The organism is Halochromatium roseum (assembly GCF_016653315.1).
Taxonomy (GTDB): domain Bacteria; phylum Pseudomonadota; class Gammaproteobacteria; order Chromatiales; family Chromatiaceae; genus Lamprobacter; species Lamprobacter roseus.
The window spans coordinates 1-16,679 of sequence record NZ_NHSH01000052.1 but is presented as its reverse complement, the minus strand read 5'-3'; the positions used below and the strand labels follow the sequence as shown (position 1 = coordinate 16,679).

Below are 16,679 nucleotides of genomic sequence, written 5' to 3'. Positions count from 1 at the left end.
GGCGATCAGGCGGCGGTGAGTTTGGCGACGAGGGCTTCGAGTAGATTCGCGGCGGTGGCGCGGAAGGTGGTGAGTTGAGCTTCCAATTGGTCGACCAAGGCCATCAGTTGGTCGACTTTGGCGACGATGCGGCGTTGCTCGGGGAGGGGTGTCTTCTCCAACGCACCGGGAGCGTCGGCGAAGGGGGCAAACCTCTCGAAGAAGCATGAAGGTTGAAGGATCAGGGCTGAAGGATAAGCGCGATCTGTTTTCATACTTCAACCTTCATCTTTCATACTTAAAGACAACTCCGTCTCAATATCATCAATACTCGGCAAGCTGCTCTCCAATTCCGCTGGCAACGCCCGCGTCAGCTCGTAGTCAACAACACCAATCGGCTTCTTAATGTCGCGCAGGGCATATTCCGCGAGGATGCGGTCTTTCGTCTGGCACAGGATGAGCCCGATGGTTGGTGCGTCCTCTTGGTGGCGAAGCTGTTCGTCGACGACCGAACAGTAGAAATTCATCTTCCCGGCATATTCGGGCTTGAAGTCACCCTTCTTGAGATCAACCACGACGAAACAGCGCAGGTGCAGGTGAAAAAACAGCAGGTCGAGATAGAACTCGCGGTCGCTGACCTCCAGCCGATACTGGCGACCGACGAAGGCAAAGCCGCGTCCGAGTTCGATCAGAAATTTCTGAATGTGGGTCAGCAGCCCGGTTTCGAGTTCGCGCTCGCGGAAGGGTTCGTCCAGCGTCAGAAAGTCGAAGAGGTAGGGGTCTTTCAGCAGCCCCTGAGCAAGCGCGGCGTGAGGCTGGGGCAGTGTCGTGGAGAAGTTTGTGACGGCGGCACCCTGACGTTCGTGGGCGCGGTTCTTGATCTGAACGGTGAGGATGTCCCGGCTCCAACCCTGCTCCAGTGCCTGGTGGGCATACCAGAGGCGGGTGGGGAGATGCTTGATCTTCTGGATGAGGATGACGTTGTGAGCCCAGCTCAGTTGCACGACGGCCCGCTTTAACATCGCGGCGGCAGAGATCTGCTCTGATTCAGGCACGCTCGGCACCCCTGTTTGGGCAACGGCTGGTTGCCCAATTTCCGTCGATAACGACGGCTCCATCAATTGGGCAACGGCCCGTTGCCCAATTGCGAGGCGCTCGGGATACGCGCGATAGAACTGAACCATCAGTTTTAAGTTTCTGAGCGAAAATCCCTTTTCGTCAGGAAGCTCGTTCTTGAGATCCACGGCCAGCCTCGGGAGCACCCCGGCGCCCCAGCCTTCCCGCTCCTGCCTCGCGGCAATCATTCGGCCGATGTCCCAATAAAGGTGGATCATCTCAGCATTGGCCGAGAGGGCGGCGCGGTGCTGGGCCTGGCGGACACGAGTCTTGATGTCGCTGAGCAGGTCGCGGTAAAGGTCGAGTTCCTGGATCTTCATCGCATCAACGCCTCCATCAGTTGCGCCTTCAACTGCGCGTGAGTACCTACCCGGCCGAGGTGCCGCGCCTATGATCGGCCTTGTCACCGCGGCTCTGGCAGATCCGCACGAGCCTCAGCAGGCTTCGCGTCAACCTCCTGTGTATCAACCCCTGTGCATCAACCACGCCTCCCCCGGGTCATCAGGATGTAAATCAGCGAGCCAATCAGCATCACCACCATCGAAAAGCCGAACCAGCCCAGAAACAGGTACAGCACCCGCGACCAAACGATACCGCCGGTGGCAGCCTCAGTGAGATCGACCTGTTCCTGATGCAGGAAGCCGATCAGGGTCATCACCAGCGCCAGCACGCATGACCAAAACCCGGAGAACAGGAGGAGATTCAGCTTCTTTTTCATCAGCAAACCGGTGGTGGAGGGTGGGCCGCGACAGGTGTGCCCTCAGCGTCATCAGCAGCGCCGGCCAAATCACGCTGACGCTTCACCGACCAGTGGATCACCAGATTCAGCATGCGCATGGTGGCGCCAATCGCCGCGAAGACCTGATTCGCATGCACGCCACGGGTCTTGAACGGGCCGCGCTCATCTTCCCAGGTGATGGTGCACTCGGTCAGCGCGTCGCTGCGGCCGCCCTTGGGGATGCGCACCTCGTAGTCGACCAGCGCCGGCAGGGTCAGCCCTTGCGTCTTCACCACCCGCGCCAGCGCCCGATTGAAGGCATCGAAACCGCCGTTGCCGCTGCCGGTGGCGGTCAGATGCTCACCGCGCAGACAGACCTTGATGCTGGCGGTCGATTCCAGCCCATAGCTCGAGGAGATGTTGCAGGCGATCAGCTCGGCATGGCTGTAGTCCTTGCTCTCCAGCACCTCGGCGATGATGAATGGCAGATCATCGGCGGTGATGGTCTTTTTCGAGTCACCCAGCTCAACGATGCGTTTCAGCACCTTGCGCTGGTTCTCTTCGGAGAGACTAATGCCGATGCGCTCGAGATTCTTCGCCAGTGAGGCCTTGCCGGCCAGCTTGCCGAGCGCGTAGACCCGACGCCGCCCGAAGCGCTCCGGTGACAGGCGCGTCACATAGAGGCTACCCTTGTTGTCACCATCGGCATGGATACCGGCGGTCTGAGTGAAGACGTCATCGCCAACGATCGGCGCGTTATCGCTAATCCGCTTGCCCGAAAAATACTGCACCAGCTCGCTGACATGGCCCAAGTGGCTCTCGTCGATGCCGATCGCCATGCCCAACTGATCGCGCAGGTTCACCACCACCTCAGCAAGCGAGGCATTGCCCGCACGCTCACCGAGACAGTTGACGGTGCAATGCACCCCGGCGGCGCCAGCCTGGGCGGCGGCGAACACATTGGCGGTCGCCAGCCCGTAGTCGTTATGCGGGTGAAAGTCGAACCGCAGGTCAGGAAAGCGGCGAATCATGTCCGAGATCGCCGCGAACACCCGCTCCGGGGTCATCACGCCGAGGGTGTCGGGCAGCATGAAATGGCCGATGCCCAGATCCGCCAGCGACTCGGTCAGTGCGAAAACATAGTCGCGGTTGTCGGCGTAGCCGTTCGACCAGTCCTCCAGATACAGATTCACCGACAGCCCCTGCTCGCGCGCCATCCGCACATTGGCGCGCACATCGGCGGCATGCTGCTCTGGCGTCTTGCCGAGCTGGGTGCGGCAATGCTTTTCGCTGCCCTTGGCGAGCAGATTCATCACCTGACCACCGGCGCGGCGAATCCAGTCGATGCTCTTGCCACCATCGACAAAGCCGAGCACCTCGATGCGTTGATCGAGCCCCTTGTCGCGCGCCCAGTCGATGATCCGTGCCACCGCCCCGAGTTCGCCCTCGGAGACCCGCGCCGAGGCCACCTCGATACGATCGACGCGCAGCATCTCGAGCAACGCCTTGGCGATGTTGAGCTTCTCATCCGGCGAGAACGAGACCCCTTGTGTCTGTTCGCCGTCACGCAGCGTGGTATCGAGGATCAGGATACGAGGGTCGTCTGGGGTCACAGGATCTCGGAGCTCATGGCTCGATTGTTCATTGCTTAACCTGAATCTCATGCGATTCATGTCCCGGGGTGGCGGCATCGCGCCAAGGCGCCGCGCCCAAAGTTCAGTCTTCGACCGCGCCCAGCGTCTCGCGCATGAACCCGCTGATCGCCTCGGCATCCGCGGGGAGTTCGGCGCAACGGGTCTCGCGCTCTAGCAGCCCTTGTAACGAGCGCGGCGGCGGTGGCTCGATGCCAATGGCCTCAACCACGGCGGCATCGAACTTGGCGGGGTGCGCCGTCGCCAGCACCACGGCCTCAGCGTTATCTGCCGCAGCCCGAGCACCCACCGCCGTATGCGGACAGAGGATATAACCGCTGGTCGCATAGACCTGGCGGATCTCGGCGAGGGTCTCGGCATCGGAGACCGCGCGCGCGTCGAAGTCGTCTGCCACGCGCCGCCGCCGCTCGCCATCGACCTGCAGCTGGCCCGTCTGCTCCAGCTCCGCCAGCAGCGCGCGCACCGCTGCGGGGTCTTCGTCGAGCAGATAGTACAGATAGCGCTCGAAGTTCGAGGCCAGCTGAATATCCATCGCCGGGCTCAGCGTCTGGAAGACCTCGCCGGCCTGATAGACACCCGAGGCGACGAAACGACTCAGGATGTCGTTACGATTGGTGGCGATGATCAGCCGATCGATCGGCAGCCCCATGCGCTTCGCGAGCCAGCCGGCGAAGACATCGCCAAAGTTACCCGTCGGCACCGAAAAACTGACGCGATGCTCAGGATCACCACCACTGATCCGGCCCCAAGCATAGAAGTAGTAGATGGTCTGCGCCAGGATGCGCGCCAGATTGATCGAATTGACCGCACCGAGCCGATAGCGCTGCTTGAACGGCAGATCATTGAACAGCGTCTTGACGATGCGTTGGGCATCATCGAAGGTGCCCAGCACGGCGATATTGTGCACATTGGCATCCAGCACCGTGGTCATCTGCCGCTCTTGGATCGGCGAGACGCGGCCTTTCGGGTGCAGGATGAAGATATCGATGCCGGCCTTGCCGCGCACCCCATAGATCGCCGCCGAGCCGGTATCGCCCGAGGTGGCGCCGAGGATGCGTAACACCCCTCCCTCGCGAGCAATCAGATACTCGAACAGGTTGCCGAGCAGTTGCAGGGCGACATCCTTGAAGGCCGCGGTGGGGCCATGGAACAGCTCGAGCCACCGCCGCCCGCCATGCTCCGCCAGCGGCGTGACCTCTGGATGCAGGAAGGTCGCGTAGGAGCGCTCGACCAGCTCAACCAGATCAACATGCGGGATGCTCTCGCCGACAAAGGGCGACAACAGCTCCACCGCCAGCTGTTGAAAGCTGAGCTGAGACCAGTCCTCGAGGCGTTTGGCAGGGATCTTTGGGATCTGCTCCGGCACCAGCAGCCCGCCGTCGGTCCCCAGCCCCATCATCACCGCATCCGCAAAGTCGACCGGCTCAACGCCACCGCGTGTACTCAGATATCGCATTGCATACTTAAGAATTGTTGTCTAGAAGAGAAGGCGCTGGGGCCTTGTGGCCAGAGATCCGACCAAGAGAGACCAAACCAAGGAACGCCAGACCAAGGTAGTGAAAAGGCACGCCAGTCGCAACAAGCAGTCCCAGCAAAGTCGAGCGATCTCGTCAATAATCCTTTCAAAACAGCAGGTTGTAAAATCCGCACCAGAGCCATCATGGTTACCCGCGGCGACACCGAGCCGATCATCAAAGCCTGATCAAAGATGCCACTCAGAACCACTAGATCGCGTTAGTTTGACACTTTTTCTCAGATATTCAGCCGCTTCAGCCCGGACACCCCGTCGTTGACAGGGGATTGCACCGAGCAACACAATGCGCGACCGCTTGCCAAGCCTCGAAAATGCCGCTCGGCAGCGTTGCAAAACGATCCCAACAACAATGGCGGGGATCTCGGCGGCAACCTGCGCTAGTCCGAGACATTGCTGGCATGGCCCGGGGCCCGGGCGCCAGCCCCCGACCTTATCACCCACTCTGATCTCTTGAGGGAGGGACATCACGGTGACACCCGAAAACCGTTCGGCCTACTGGAAGGCGAATATTCGCCTTGTAACCATCTTACTCATCATCTGGTTCATTGCCTCGTATGGGCTCGCCATCCTCCTGGTCGAGCCACTGAACCAATTCCACCTCGGCGGCTACCCGCTTGGCTTCTGGTTCGCCCAGCAGGGCTCGATCTACGTCTTTCTGGTGCTGATCTTCGCCTATGCGTTCGGCATGAACCGGCTCGATAAAAAATTCGACGTCGAAGAATAGTCAGGAGCCAATACCTAACATGAGCAATCTGAGCAATCTCGATATCTGGACCTATTCGGTCGTTGGCTTCACCTTCGCCACCTACATCGGCATCGCCATCTGGGCGCGTGCCGGAACCACCGGCGAGTTCTACGTCGCCGGCAAGGGCGTTCATCCCGTGCTCAACGGCATGGCCACCGGCGCTGACTGGATGTCCGCCGCATCCTTTATCTCCATGGCCGGCCTGATCGCCTTCAACGGCTACGGCGGCTCGGTGTTCCTGATGGGCTGGACCGGCGGCTACGTGCTGCTCGCGCTCTTGCTCGCGCCTTACCTGCGCAAGTTCGGCAAGTTCACGGTGCCGGAGTTCATTGGCGATCGCTATTACTCGCAGACCGCGCGCATCGTCGCCGTCATCTGCTTGATCCTGGCCTCGATCACCTACGTCATCGGCCAGATGAAGGGCATCGGCGTGGCGTTCTCGCGCTTCCTCGAGGTCTCCTACGACATGGGCCTGTACATCGGTATGGCCATCGTCGCGGTCTATGCGGTCCTCGGCGGCATGAAGGGCATCACCTATACCCAGATCGCCCAATATGTGGTGCTGATCATGGCCTACACCATCCCGGCCATCTTCATCTCGCTGAACCTCACCGGCAACCCCTTCCCGCAGCTCGGTCTCGGTAGCGAATACGCCCCCGGTGGCGATCCCAGCGGCATGAGCATGCTCGCCAAGCTCGACCAGGTGGTGACTGAGCTCGGCTTCAAGGAATACACCACGCAGACCATGGGCAGCACACTGAACATGTTTGCCTACACCCTGTCGCTGATGATCGGCACCGCCGGTCTACCGCACGTCATCATCCGTTTCTTCACCGTTCCCACGGTCAAGTCCGCGCGCTTCTCCGCCGGTTGGGCGCTGGTCTTCATCGCCATCCTCTACACCACCGCCCCGGCGGTCGGCGCCATGGCGCGGTTGAACTTCGTCGACACTCTGATGATTCAGAAGACCGAGACCAGCGAGCAGGGCTTAGCGGCCTTCGAGCCCTTGCCCGGTGATGAGCTGCCTGGCTGGTTCCAGAACTGGTCGCAAACCGGCCTGTTGGTCTGGAAAGACCTGAATGACGATGGCCAGGTTCAGTACTACAACGACAAGAACGATGCAACGGTCGCGGAGGCCGATGCACTCGGCTACAAGGGCAGCGAGATCTTCCACGGCACCGGCGACGCGCTGAAGCCAGGACCCGACCTCGACATCATGGTGTTGGCAAACCCGGAGATTGCCGGTCTGCCGAATTGGGTCATCGCCCTGATCGTTGCCGGTGGTCTGGCCGCCGCGCTCTCGACCGCGGCTGGTCTGCTGCTGGCCATCTCCTCGGCGATCTCGCATGACCTGCTGAAGAGCGTGTTCATGAAGGACATCTCGGAGAAGGCCGAGCTCAACGCCGGGCGCCTGTCGATGATCGGCGCGATCATCGTCGCTGGTTACCTGGGTCTCAACCCACCGGGCTTCGCGGCCGGCACCGTGGCCATCGCCTTTGGTCTGGCTGCCTCGTCGATCTTCCCGGCCTTGATGATGGGTATCTTCTATAAACGGATGAACAACACCGGCGCGGTCGCTGGCATGATTGCTGGTATCACCGTGACCCTGCTCTATGTGTTCCAGCACAAGGGCATCTTCTTCATCCCGGGTACCGAGTTCCTGGCTCCGCAGCTGGGCATGGGCGCGGATTGGTTCTTCGGCATCTCGCCGAATGCCTTTGGTGCCGTTGGCGCGGTGGTCAACTTCGTCGTCGCCTTCATCGTCTCCGCGGTCACCGCACCGCCGCCAGAGCACATCCAGCACCTGGTCGAGGATGTCCGCGTGCCGCGTGGCGCCGGCGAGGCCACTGGCCACTAAAACCAACCGCTGAGCAGGGCGCGCTATCGGCGCCTCTGCCCACAACCCAGATTGCCCCGCATTCGCGGGGCTTTTTTGTGGGGACAACAGATGCACAGCGTTGCTGACGCAGCGCGCGAAGACGCGCTGAACAGCCAGCGCAAGCAGCACTCGGTCGACTTACGGCATACTCCACAAAAAAGACAACGGGTCGTCACCAATCTTCCACCTGAGGATGCCCCCCGATGGACGTCGAGCTGATCGAAATCCAAGAGTTTCTCGCCAAGCATCCGCCGTTTGAGCAGTTGCCGACCGAGGCGCTCGAACCGCTGCCGCGCCAATTCAAGGTGCGCTACCTGAAGCGCGGCTCCGCCTTCCCGCCGAACGATGATCAGGCGGCACATCTCTATATCCTGCGCCGCGGCGCCATCGAACTGCGCAACGCCCAAGGCGAGTTGGTCGGCAAACTGGCCGAGGGCGATCTGTTTAGCGATGTTTGTCTCAGCGGTGTAGAGGGCGGTGACACCGGCGGCACTGATTCAGCCGGCCGCCGCAGCAAGGGTAGCGAAACCAACAAGGGCAACCGCAGCGAGGGCAAGGATTCCAGCGATCCAAGCAACAAGAACGCTGGCAAGCCCACACTCAGCGGCGAGACGGTCGAAGACAGCCTGCTGTATTCAATGACCTGCGCCCAGTTCGAGCAACTCCGCTCCGCGCATCCCGAGTTCGCCGAGTACTTCGACGGCTCCACGACCACGCGCCTGCGCAAGGCCCTCGACGCCTTCACCGAGCCCACCGCCGCCACCGGCGGGCTGATGACGGTGAGCGCGCGCGATCTACTGCGCCGCACGCCAATCAAGGCCAGCCCTGAAATCAGCATCCGCGAGGCCGCCCGCATCATGTCCGCCGAGCGCGTCTCGGCCCTGCTGCTAATGGAGAACGAACGCCTCAGCGGCATCATCACCGATCGCGATCTGCGTAACCGCTGCGTCGCCACCGGCCTCTCCACCGAGCAACCGGTGCGCGAGATCATGACCGCCACCCTCTCCACCATCGATGCCGATGCGCTCGGCTTCGAGGCCCTGCTGCAGATGACCCGGCTCAATGTGCATCACCTGCCGGTGGTCGATGGCAAGCGGTTGCTCGGCATGCTCTCCACCAGTGACTTCATGCGTTTTCAGAGCACCAGCGGCGTCTACCTGGTCGGCGATATCCACAAGGCCGACTCGGTCGCCGCGCTCGAGGCGATCAGTGACAAGGTGCCCGATCTCCAGGTGCAGTTGATCAGCAGCGGCGCCACCGGCGGCCATGTCGGCCAAGCGGTGAGCGCGATCACCGACGCCATCACCAAGCGCCTGCTCGAACTCGCCGAGGCCGAGCTGGGTCCACCACCGGTGCCCTACGCCTGGCTGGTCGGCGGCTCCCAGGCCAGGCGCGAGCAATCCTCGCATTCCGATCAGGACAACGCCCTGCTGATCGCCGACAGCATGAGCAAGGACGATGACCACTACTTCCGCCAGCTCGCCGAGCGCGTCAACGACGGTCTGAATGCCTGTGGCTACATCTACTGTCCCGGCGAGGTGATGGCCAAGACCGCCAACTGGCGCCAGCCACTCAAGGTCTGGCAACAATACTTCGAGAACTGGATCAAACGCCCGGACCCCAAAGCGCTGATGCTCGCCAGCGTCTTCTTCGACCTGCGCGCCCTGCATGACCCGGCTGGGCTGTTCGATGGACTGCATGAGCAAGTGCTCGAACTCTCGCGTGACAATCGCATCTTCATCGCCTACATGGCCGCCAATGCCATCAAGCACAGGCCACCGCTGGGCTTCTTCCGCAACTTCGTGCTCATCCATGGCGGTGACCACAACCACACCTTCGATCTCAAACATCGCGGCACCGTGCCGATCATCGACCTCGCCCGCGTCTATGCGCTCTCCACCGGGCTGGCGCCGATCAACACCATTGAACGACTCGAGGCCGCCGCCGAGACCGCCGCGCTCAGCCACGACGGCGCCGCCAACCTGATCGACGCCTTCGAGCTGATCAACAGCCTGCGCATCCGCCATCAGGCCAATCAGCTGCGCAACGGCGAGAAGGCCAACAACTTCCTCGCCCCAGAGCAGCTCTCGCCACTCGAACGCGGCCATTTGAAGGACGCCTTCTTGCTGATCGACCGCATGCAGGAGACGCTGGGACAACGCTATCAAGCAGGACGTTTCGGATGAGCCCAATCTGGAACCACCAGCCACCAGATACGCGTGAAACCGGTCGGTATTCAGCGGAGATCCCGCTGAAGATCGCGTCTTTCACGCCTCATCTGCGCTGTTTGTTTTTGTCTGCGATCATGCCGTTGTTTCTGAGCAGTTCTTGAGGAACGCAACATGCGATCGCCAACGGAAGGACATCGCCGCCAGTGCTTGCGGCAGCTTGATGCCGGCCCCTTGCGTGACTATTTCGGGCGCCCGTTCCCCGCGCCGGCGCTCGACTACCGCTGCGTCGACTATGTCGCGCTCGATCTCGAGACCACCGGGCTGGACGCCAAGCGAGACCAGATCTTGAGTATCGGCTGGGTGCTGGTGCGCGGCCAACGCATCGATCTTGCCAGCGCCCGCCACCGGCTGCTGCGCTGCGAGGGCGACATCCCGGCCGAGACCGCGGTGATCCACCAAATCACCGATGACGAGTCGGCCGCCGGCCTACGCCAAGGCCGCGTCCTGCGCGAGCTGCTCGGCGTGCTCGCCGGACGGGTGCTGATCGCCCATCACGCCAAGATCGAGCTCAGCTTTCTGGACGCCGCCTGCCGCGAACTCTATGGCGAAGGGCTGCTGATCCGCTGCGTCGATACCGAGGTGCTCGCGCGGCGCACCTTCGAGCGCCGCAACATCCCCTTTCGGCCGTCTGAGCTGCGCCTGCACTCGCTCTGTGAGCGCTACAACCTACCGCGCTATCGCGCCCATAACGCCTTCTACGATGCCTTAGCAGCCGCCGAGCTGTTCCTCGCTCAGGTCGCCTATCGAGACAACGGCAACGGCTTTCGGCTTAGAGATCTGCTCTAGCGAGCATGGCGCCTCACCACCCTGGACGCCGGGGGTTGCTCGCGCTGTCGCAGCTAGGCCCAACGCCAGGCTAGCGAGGTGGCTAGGCCTTAGGCAGCGCGTTGACGAAGTACCAAATACCTTGCTGCTCAAGCAGCCGAAACACCCCGAGATCGTTCGACAGGACCTCGGTGGTACCGACCACTAGGAAGCCACCCGGCTTCAGCAGGCGCTTGATGTTCTGCAAGACCTTGGTGCGCGTCGGGATATCGAAATAGATCGAGATGTTGCGGTAAAAGACCAGATCCTGCTGACCCAGGATCGACGGCAGCCGGGCATCCAACACATTGACCACCTGAAACCGAACCGCCTGCCGAATCTGCGGCTTTAGGCAATAGTGGTGCGCATCCTGCATCACGAACCACTGCTGCCGACGCTGCACAGAGAGTTCGCGCAGCGCGTGTTTGTGGTAGCAACCGGCGCGCGCATGCGTGATCCGGGTCGAATCCAGATCAGCGCCGGTGATCCGCACCAAGGCCGTCGCCTGCCGACCCCAGCGCTCCTGAACGGTCATGGCCAACGAATAGGGTTCCTCGCCGCTTGAGCAGCCCAGCGACAGGATACCAACAGGCTCAGCACCCTTGCGCGCAGCGAGCAAACTCGGCAACAGATGATCAGCTAGCAGCTGCAGATGATGCGGCTCGCGATCAAAAAAGGTCTCGTTGATGGTCACCAGGCTGGCCAAGGCATCCATCTCGGCCGGGCTGCGACGCAGCAGCTCGAGATAGGCTGCGGGCGAAGACGCCGCCGTGGCCTGCAGCCGCTGCGTCAGCGCACGCCGCAGCTGGCGCTCGCGCAACCCCTCGAAATGCAGCCCTAGGCGCTCGTGGATCAAATGTTTTGCAATCGAGAGCTGTTCAGTCAACTTGGTTTGCTCGTTGAGCAGAAGGCGACATGGACCGGAATTGATGCATTACTTTATTGCTTCGTCGTTCCCCTTGCCTCTTTCACTGTTGCATTCACTCGTTGCGTGACAATGCGGCGAAGGCAGCCTCCAAGGATGGCTCCATCGCAACCTTGCCGTTTTGACTCACAATGACCCGTTTGAGTTGCGGGATCGCCACGTTTCCAGCCGCTTTTAAGTAAACCGGCTGAACATAAGTGATGATGCCATTGACCATGATCAGAATCAATTTTCCTCGGTGGATTTCCGCGCCCCCGCGCCCCCACAGGGTAAACTGTTCGGCAATGTCGGAATCCTGATTGATGAGTGCATCAATCTGCGATGGACCGTGAATCAGCGCTCCAGTTGGGAAACTATAAACGATGATGCGGCCATAATTATCTCCATCCGAACTGACCAACCCGATGGCACGCATGTTCTCACGACCCTCCGGATTCATTGGTGCGATCAAGAGATGCTCGAAGCGAGCAGGATCAATCAGATTGAGGGTGACATAGTAGGGCAATAGCGATTGAACCTCGCCCTCGCGCGAGACACGTGGAAACATCCAACGGTCCTCTTGGCCGTAAAAAGCATCTGGGTCTGTCTGGTGATACTTCGCGTAGACCTGCATCTGCGTGATGAACAAATCCCGTGGATAACGAATATGCGCTCGCAACGCGACTGGGAACTCATCCATGCCTTTGATTAAACTAGGATACATGCGCTGGTAGGCACGCGCGATGGGATCATTGGGATCAGCCAGATAGTAGGTCATATCGCCATTATAAGCGTCGACCACGATTTTCACAGAATTACGAATGTAATTGAACTCCTTCTGAATCGGACTAACCATAGAGCTATCTGGATCTGAGCCCAAGCCACGGTTTACCGGTTCGGCATAAGGGTAGAGATCCGACAGGGTATAGGCGTCGACGATCCAAAACAGCCGTTTCGGCGTGATCACGAGATAAGGATCGCTATCAAGCTCCAAGAAAGGAGTCACAACCTCGATCGTACTCGGCACATTACGCCTGATCAGAATCTTACTCTCAGGAATAATGGCTTGGGTAAAAAGCAACTTGTAATCGCGATAGTAGAGCGCGAAGATCGCGCGCCGAAACCAGCTGTAAATAGGAATACCGCTTTCACTACTATAATCATCAAGCACCACTCCATCCTTACCTGGGTAGGAGATTTCCCGCAGCGCATTTGGCGCAATCACATCGTAGAGATCCTGCATGCCAAAATAGATAGCAGGCTGCTCAAGCGTCACCCCGACATCGGACTGTGGCGGAATATCCTTAAGAAACCACTTTTTGGTGTCTTCGCCAACCTGCGCGGCCGGTGACATCACGGCACCATAGCCATGGGTATACTTAAACCAGCGATTGACCCAATTACGCGAGTCCGGCGGTAGGCGGTCGAAATCCAACTCTCGCGCGGCGACAAACACCTGCTGATATTCGCCCTCAATGGTATAGCGATCACTATTTACCTGCGGGAAGCGATAATAGGTTCGCAACTCCTGGAGTTCGCGATAGACATCGATCAACATATCCCGGTCCCATACCGGAATATTACGCAACTCAAGCCCGCCCGGCCCACTGTTTGCCTGACCAGCGCCACCCCCAACGACATAGGGACGGATTTCCACCTCAGTCAGATCGAAAGCATTAAGGGTAGCATCAATGTTGTTGCGAATATAGGGCTCCTGACGTGCAAGCTCATCCGGTTCAACCACAATATCCTGCACACCTTGTGCTAATGCACCCCATTGGTTAAGGCCGATGATAGCCACTAGAAAAAAAGTAGAAATTAATACAAAGATACGACTACACCGCTTATTGATATATAGGACCACAGTTGCCCCCAGGATGACCATCGCCATCATGGATGACCAGATAAGTGGTAGCACGACCGTCATATCAGTATAGCCGGGACCAAAGAATAACGGCGTATTACTATCACGATACAAGAGCAGATAGCGCTGCATCAGCAACTCGAAAATGGACACCAAAAAGATGAGCGTAATGATTACGCTCAGATGCCGTCTGACACCAGGCGGCAAAAACAGATGGCGACTGCTCAGTTCTCGCAGTTGCAGATAATAAACGACGGAAAGAATGATCAGCAAGATACCCAGAGCTAACAACAGTTCGTAGACGATGGTGCGAAACAATGGCAGGCCAAACAAATAAAAACTAACATCAAGCCCATACACAGGATCAGCGATGCCCGCAGACGGCGCGAACAAAAAGAGTAGTGCAGTCTCCCAGTGGTGGTAAAGCGGATAGGCGACGAACAGTGCAAGTATCAGTGACGCGAGCACATAGAAGCGCCGCGAATTAATGATCAGCCATTGCCACGACCTCCTGTTTTCACCCGAATCGCTCGGAGCGCACGATTGTTCCGTCATGACCAAGGCGTTTCTCGGCGCCGCCCATTTGAATTTGCGCTGCAGGCGCAGAAAGAAATTTGCCGACCCTGAGGGACGGACCCTGAGCAGGCGCGAGGCAAGGTTAAAGTTATAATAGAAAAACGCAAAAAATAGCGCTGTTGCGCCGCCTAATATCAAATAGTTGTAGAGCAGGCGTTGCCAGAAATAAAAGCCGAGTCCGAGAGACTGGTACCACCAAAACTCGACCAGCGTATCCGCATAGAAGACAGCGAGGACAGGCGGCACCACCAAGATTACAAGAAACACACCGAACCCAACGACCCAAAACCGGCATGCGCGCGTTTTTTTGCCCATCGTTCAAAACCTCTGTTGCCGAGCCCTCCGTGCAAACGCCGCTAAGCGCAACACTGGCTATCCAGGCAGCTGAAAACCCATTCGTCAGTATAGCAGTCTTGGACGGATAGCCTTGCCGCGATCCCACGTCCGCACGTGATGTTTGACAATGACAGGCAGCCAACCTGTAGAACTACGGCAATAGCTGCCAAGCCACAATCTAGGGCAGATAACGCAAGAAGCCGCCCGCTTGCTGAACAAAGCTTGCTGAACAAAGCTTGCTGAACAAAGCTTGCTGAACAAAGAATGCCAGCGCACTACATCTCACAGCAGTCAACCAAATCCGGCTCCAATCATCACTCAAAAAGGCGACAAGGCCGATGATTTCTTTGCCTCAGAAAAAAGAAAAACAGAAAAACCCTCTCAAGCTGGGCGATCTGAATGAGGGATGAAACATACAAGACGCACAAACGCACTCGATCTGCGCTTATCACCCTCGCGTTTCTCTACAGCCCCTAAGGAAGCAGCATGCGTTCGCCATCGGAGGGACGTCGGTTGTAAGCTGGGGCGCGGCCTTCACCTCAGTCAACTGCTCGGTCACATTGGTTCGCTCGGGGGCCGGCGACCAACGACCCGGTCCTTGAGACCAGGATTCAGAGCATGATCGCGATAAGTAAGACGGCGATGCAGCACAGCTTGGGCTGTCGCTGTACTATCTGCCGAAAGGCGGCGTTGAACGATCGACCCGCGATGCGAGCAAAGCTCGCTGACGCTTAACCTCGCTTCGCTTACCAGCAAGCGCTCGCTCTGACCAAACAGGCACAGGTTTAACAAGGCCCGGCAATGCATTCTCCAGCGACGATACAGATCCCCCGCTACCTCGAGATCTACATTAGGACGATCAATTCGGAACTGGATCGGTTCTGGTCGCGGTTTAACCTTTACGCGGCGATCGAGATCCTGGCCGTTGTGGCGCTGATGCTGGCATTCGACAAGGTTCAGATCCATCCGGATACAGCGCGGGCGGCAAACACGGTCGTCTGTCTTTGGTCGATCACCGGAAGTCTCTTCATTTGGCAGTCGATGGAGATCCAGCGCCGACTGGTCACGGCAATCGTGGCGGCCGAAGCGAACCTGCCAGACGATGTCGGCCTCTTCCGCGAGGCGTTACGGTCGGTCAGCCCGTCACATTTCCTGATGTTCCGCGCCTGCTTTTCTTTTTCGGTCGTCTGCTCGATCTTCTGGGGAGGGATGATCTTTCTCGGTCCTTACGGTTAACCTGGATCTCACAGGATTCATCTGCCGGGGGCCTCCCAGGTCCGCCGACCAAGCAGTGCCGCGACCAGGCTGACAGGGACCGCAAACGCCGGTAGCACCCAGAGTGGATCATCCAGCCCAAACAGCAGCAGACTCACAACCAGACACCAAAGCACAGGAACCGGCATCAATAGCCACCCGAGTCGCGGACCAAGCATGGCAGCAAGACCCAGTGTTCCAATCGCAGTGGGGGTCGCTGCGCTGCCGAAACACGAGAGTCCCAGCCAAGCCCGCCCCGCGGCAAGCTCGATCAGCGGCAGCAGCAGGACGGCAAACACCAGCATCCCAGCACCCAGCCAGACACCCCGTTGAGGCTGACCGACCGGTGACTGTGGTGCCAACCCCTGCGCAACCCAGTGGTGCGTCAAGCGAGGCGTCGACAAGACTGCGCTGGCAAGCAACAACCCGCTTTGCAGGGCAAAGGCGATCGCAAACAGCTCACCGGCCCAAAGCAGCGGTGCGAGGGTCTGAAGCTGGAAGGCCCAACTGATCCACAGCCAGCACAGGCCAAAACCGGCCAACACCCAGCGCAAGCGCCAAGGCGTCGGTCGCCATAGCGAGAACAATGCCAGTAGGCCGATGCCCAGGCCGATGGCAACCGCGGCGCTGAAACGCGCGTTGTAGAGCTCCGCAAGCCGCTGATAGGTCTCGAGCGAGAACGGCAGAAAATCGCTCAGCGCGTAGCTCGACCAACTGGGCATCAAGGTTTCTCCTCTCTCAGTCGTGATCGGCCTCAACGCCTAGACCTCATGAAGTGCAGTCGTTGGCTTAAGTCTCCCTGAACCAAGGCGCCAACGATCTGTCGCGAATCCGCCAGCGACGAGCCCATGCGCTCACCCTCGTCCAACGACCTTGCTAGACTGCAGGTTGACACGCAGCAACGAGCAACGTTGCCTGGCCTTGCTCGGAGAGCGTCAGCCTTGGTTAGAAACAGTCGGCGGTAGTGCTCTAGACGTGGTTTATCCGTAAAATCTGTAGAATAATATCGATATTTGCTTTTTATAAGGTTATTGTATGGCCGAGATCTCAGTGCTATGCCCGCAATGCGGTTCGGATCACGTCAAAA

At 59.3% G+C, this 16,679-nt stretch carries 14 protein-coding genes; 6 read left to right on the top strand and 8 right to left on the bottom strand.

Translation table 11 applies throughout. From position 1 onward, the window contains the following. Nucleotides 1-5: 5 nt before the first annotated feature. From CCR96_RS09845 to thrC, 5 genes are all read right to left on the bottom strand, one after another. Complete coding sequence (locus CCR96_RS09845) at nucleotides 6-254, bottom strand: restriction endonuclease subunit S domain-containing protein (protein WP_201219960.1); 249 nt, start codon at nucleotides 252-254, stop codon at nucleotides 6-8. Between the two features lie 3 nt (nucleotides 255-257). Continuing rightward, nucleotides 258-1,415 carry a PDDEXK nuclease domain-containing protein gene (locus CCR96_RS09840; protein ID WP_201219959.1) on the bottom strand — a complete coding sequence of 386 codons (1,158 nt, stop codon included), beginning with the start codon at nucleotides 1,413-1,415 and terminating at the stop codon, nucleotides 258-260. Nucleotides 1,416-1,573: 158 nt separating this feature from the next. Next, on the bottom strand, nucleotides 1,574-1,813 hold the full coding sequence (locus CCR96_RS09835) for a hypothetical protein (protein WP_201219958.1): 240 nt from the start codon (nucleotides 1,811-1,813) through the stop codon (nucleotides 1,574-1,576). Beyond that, a complete protein-coding gene (locus CCR96_RS09830; protein WP_338035860.1) occupies nucleotides 1,813-3,426 on the bottom strand; it encodes an alpha-isopropylmalate synthase regulatory domain-containing protein in 1,614 nt (537 codons plus the stop codon). Before CCR96_RS09830 ends, CCR96_RS09835 begins: the two co-directional genes overlap by 1 nt. Before the next feature lie 103 nt (nucleotides 3,427-3,529). After that, complete coding sequence (gene thrC / locus CCR96_RS09825; protein WP_201219956.1) at nucleotides 3,530-4,921, bottom strand: threonine synthase; 1,392 nt, start codon at nucleotides 4,919-4,921, stop codon at nucleotides 3,530-3,532. 547 nt (nucleotides 4,922-5,468) lie between these two features. On the opposite strand from thrC, the gene CCR96_RS09820 reads away from it, so the two are divergent. The 4 genes from CCR96_RS09820 (at nucleotide 5,469) to CCR96_RS09800 (ending at nucleotide 10,640) form a co-directional block, all read left to right on the top strand. Continuing rightward, nucleotides 5,469-5,723 (top strand): sodium/substrate symporter small subunit, encoded by a 255-nt coding sequence (locus CCR96_RS09820; protein ID WP_201219955.1) that lies wholly within the window; start codon nucleotides 5,469-5,471, stop codon nucleotides 5,721-5,723. A gap of 19 nt (nucleotides 5,724-5,742) precedes the next feature. Further along, nucleotides 5,743-7,602, top strand: coding sequence for a sodium:solute symporter family protein (locus CCR96_RS09815; protein WP_420827260.1), 1,860 nt, complete (start codon nucleotides 5,743-5,745; stop codon nucleotides 7,600-7,602). A 224-nt stretch (nucleotides 7,603-7,826) separates the two neighbouring features. Further along, nucleotides 7,827-9,809, top strand: coding sequence for a putative nucleotidyltransferase substrate binding domain-containing protein (locus CCR96_RS09805; RefSeq protein ID WP_242518856.1), 1,983 nt, complete (start codon nucleotides 7,827-7,829; stop codon nucleotides 9,807-9,809). Nucleotides 9,810-9,965: 156 nt separating this feature from the next. Next, the gene (locus CCR96_RS09800; RefSeq protein WP_201219954.1) at nucleotides 9,966-10,640 is read left to right on the top strand and encodes an exonuclease domain-containing protein; all 675 of its coding nucleotides are present in this window, start codon (nucleotides 9,966-9,968) and stop codon (nucleotides 10,638-10,640) included. 82 nt (nucleotides 10,641-10,722) lie between these two features. Here the strand turns inward: CCR96_RS09800 and CCR96_RS09795 are convergent, their stop codons facing one another. Both CCR96_RS09795 and CCR96_RS09790 read right to left on the bottom strand, forming a co-directional pair. Further along, nucleotides 10,723-11,544 (bottom strand): CheR family methyltransferase, encoded by an 822-nt coding sequence (locus CCR96_RS09795; RefSeq protein WP_201219953.1) that lies wholly within the window; start codon nucleotides 11,542-11,544, stop codon nucleotides 10,723-10,725. A gap of 94 nt (nucleotides 11,545-11,638) precedes the next feature. After that, on the bottom strand, nucleotides 11,639-14,317 hold the full coding sequence (locus CCR96_RS09790) for a UPF0182 family protein (RefSeq protein ID WP_201219952.1): 2,679 nt from the start codon (nucleotides 14,315-14,317) through the stop codon (nucleotides 11,639-11,641). 271 nt (nucleotides 14,318-14,588) lie between these two features. Here CCR96_RS09790 and CCR96_RS09785 point away from each other — a divergent pair, with 271 nt between their 5' ends. Next, nucleotides 14,589-14,741 carry a hypothetical protein gene (locus tag CCR96_RS09785; protein ID WP_201219951.1) on the top strand — a complete coding sequence of 51 codons (153 nt, stop codon included), beginning with the start codon at nucleotides 14,589-14,591 and terminating at the stop codon, nucleotides 14,739-14,741. Between the two features lie 524 nt (nucleotides 14,742-15,265). Next, on the top strand, nucleotides 15,266-15,574 hold the full coding sequence (locus CCR96_RS09780) for a hypothetical protein (RefSeq protein ID WP_201219950.1): 309 nt from the start codon (nucleotides 15,266-15,268) through the stop codon (nucleotides 15,572-15,574). A 17-nt stretch (nucleotides 15,575-15,591) separates the two neighbouring features. Here the strand turns inward: CCR96_RS09780 and CCR96_RS09775 are convergent, their stop codons facing one another. Next, nucleotides 15,592-16,314 carry a DUF6064 family protein gene (locus CCR96_RS09775; protein WP_201219949.1) on the bottom strand — a complete coding sequence of 241 codons (723 nt, stop codon included), beginning with the start codon at nucleotides 16,312-16,314 and terminating at the stop codon, nucleotides 15,592-15,594. Nucleotides 16,315-16,679: the final 365 nt, after the last annotated feature.

Coding starts and splice junctions, on each gene's coding strand:
- CCR96_RS09805 (WP_242518856.1), top strand. CDS start 7,827: ATGGACGTCGAGCTGATCGAAATCCAAGAGTTTCTCGCCAAGCATCCG.
- CCR96_RS09840 (WP_201219959.1), bottom strand. CDS start 1,415: ATGAAGATCCAGGAACTCGACCTTTACCGCGACCTGCTCAGCGACATC.
- CCR96_RS09790 (WP_201219952.1), bottom strand. CDS start 14,317: ATGGGCAAAAAAACGCGCGCATGCCGGTTTTGGGTCGTTGGGTTCGGT.
- CCR96_RS09815 (WP_420827260.1), top strand. CDS start 5,743: ATGAGCAATCTGAGCAATCTCGATATCTGGACCTATTCGGTCGTTGGC.
- CCR96_RS09775 (WP_201219949.1), bottom strand. CDS start 16,314: ATGCCCAGTTGGTCGAGCTACGCGCTGAGCGATTTTCTGCCGTTCTCG.
- thrC (WP_201219956.1), bottom strand. CDS start 4,921: ATGCGATATCTGAGTACACGCGGTGGCGTTGAGCCGGTCGACTTTGCG.
- CCR96_RS09845 (WP_201219960.1), bottom strand. CDS start 254: ATGAAAACAGATCGCGCTTATCCTTCAGCCCTGATCCTTCAACCTTCA.
- CCR96_RS09800 (WP_201219954.1), top strand. CDS start 9,966: ATGCGATCGCCAACGGAAGGACATCGCCGCCAGTGCTTGCGGCAGCTT.
- CCR96_RS09835 (WP_201219958.1), bottom strand. CDS start 1,813: ATGAAAAAGAAGCTGAATCTCCTCCTGTTCTCCGGGTTTTGGTCATGC.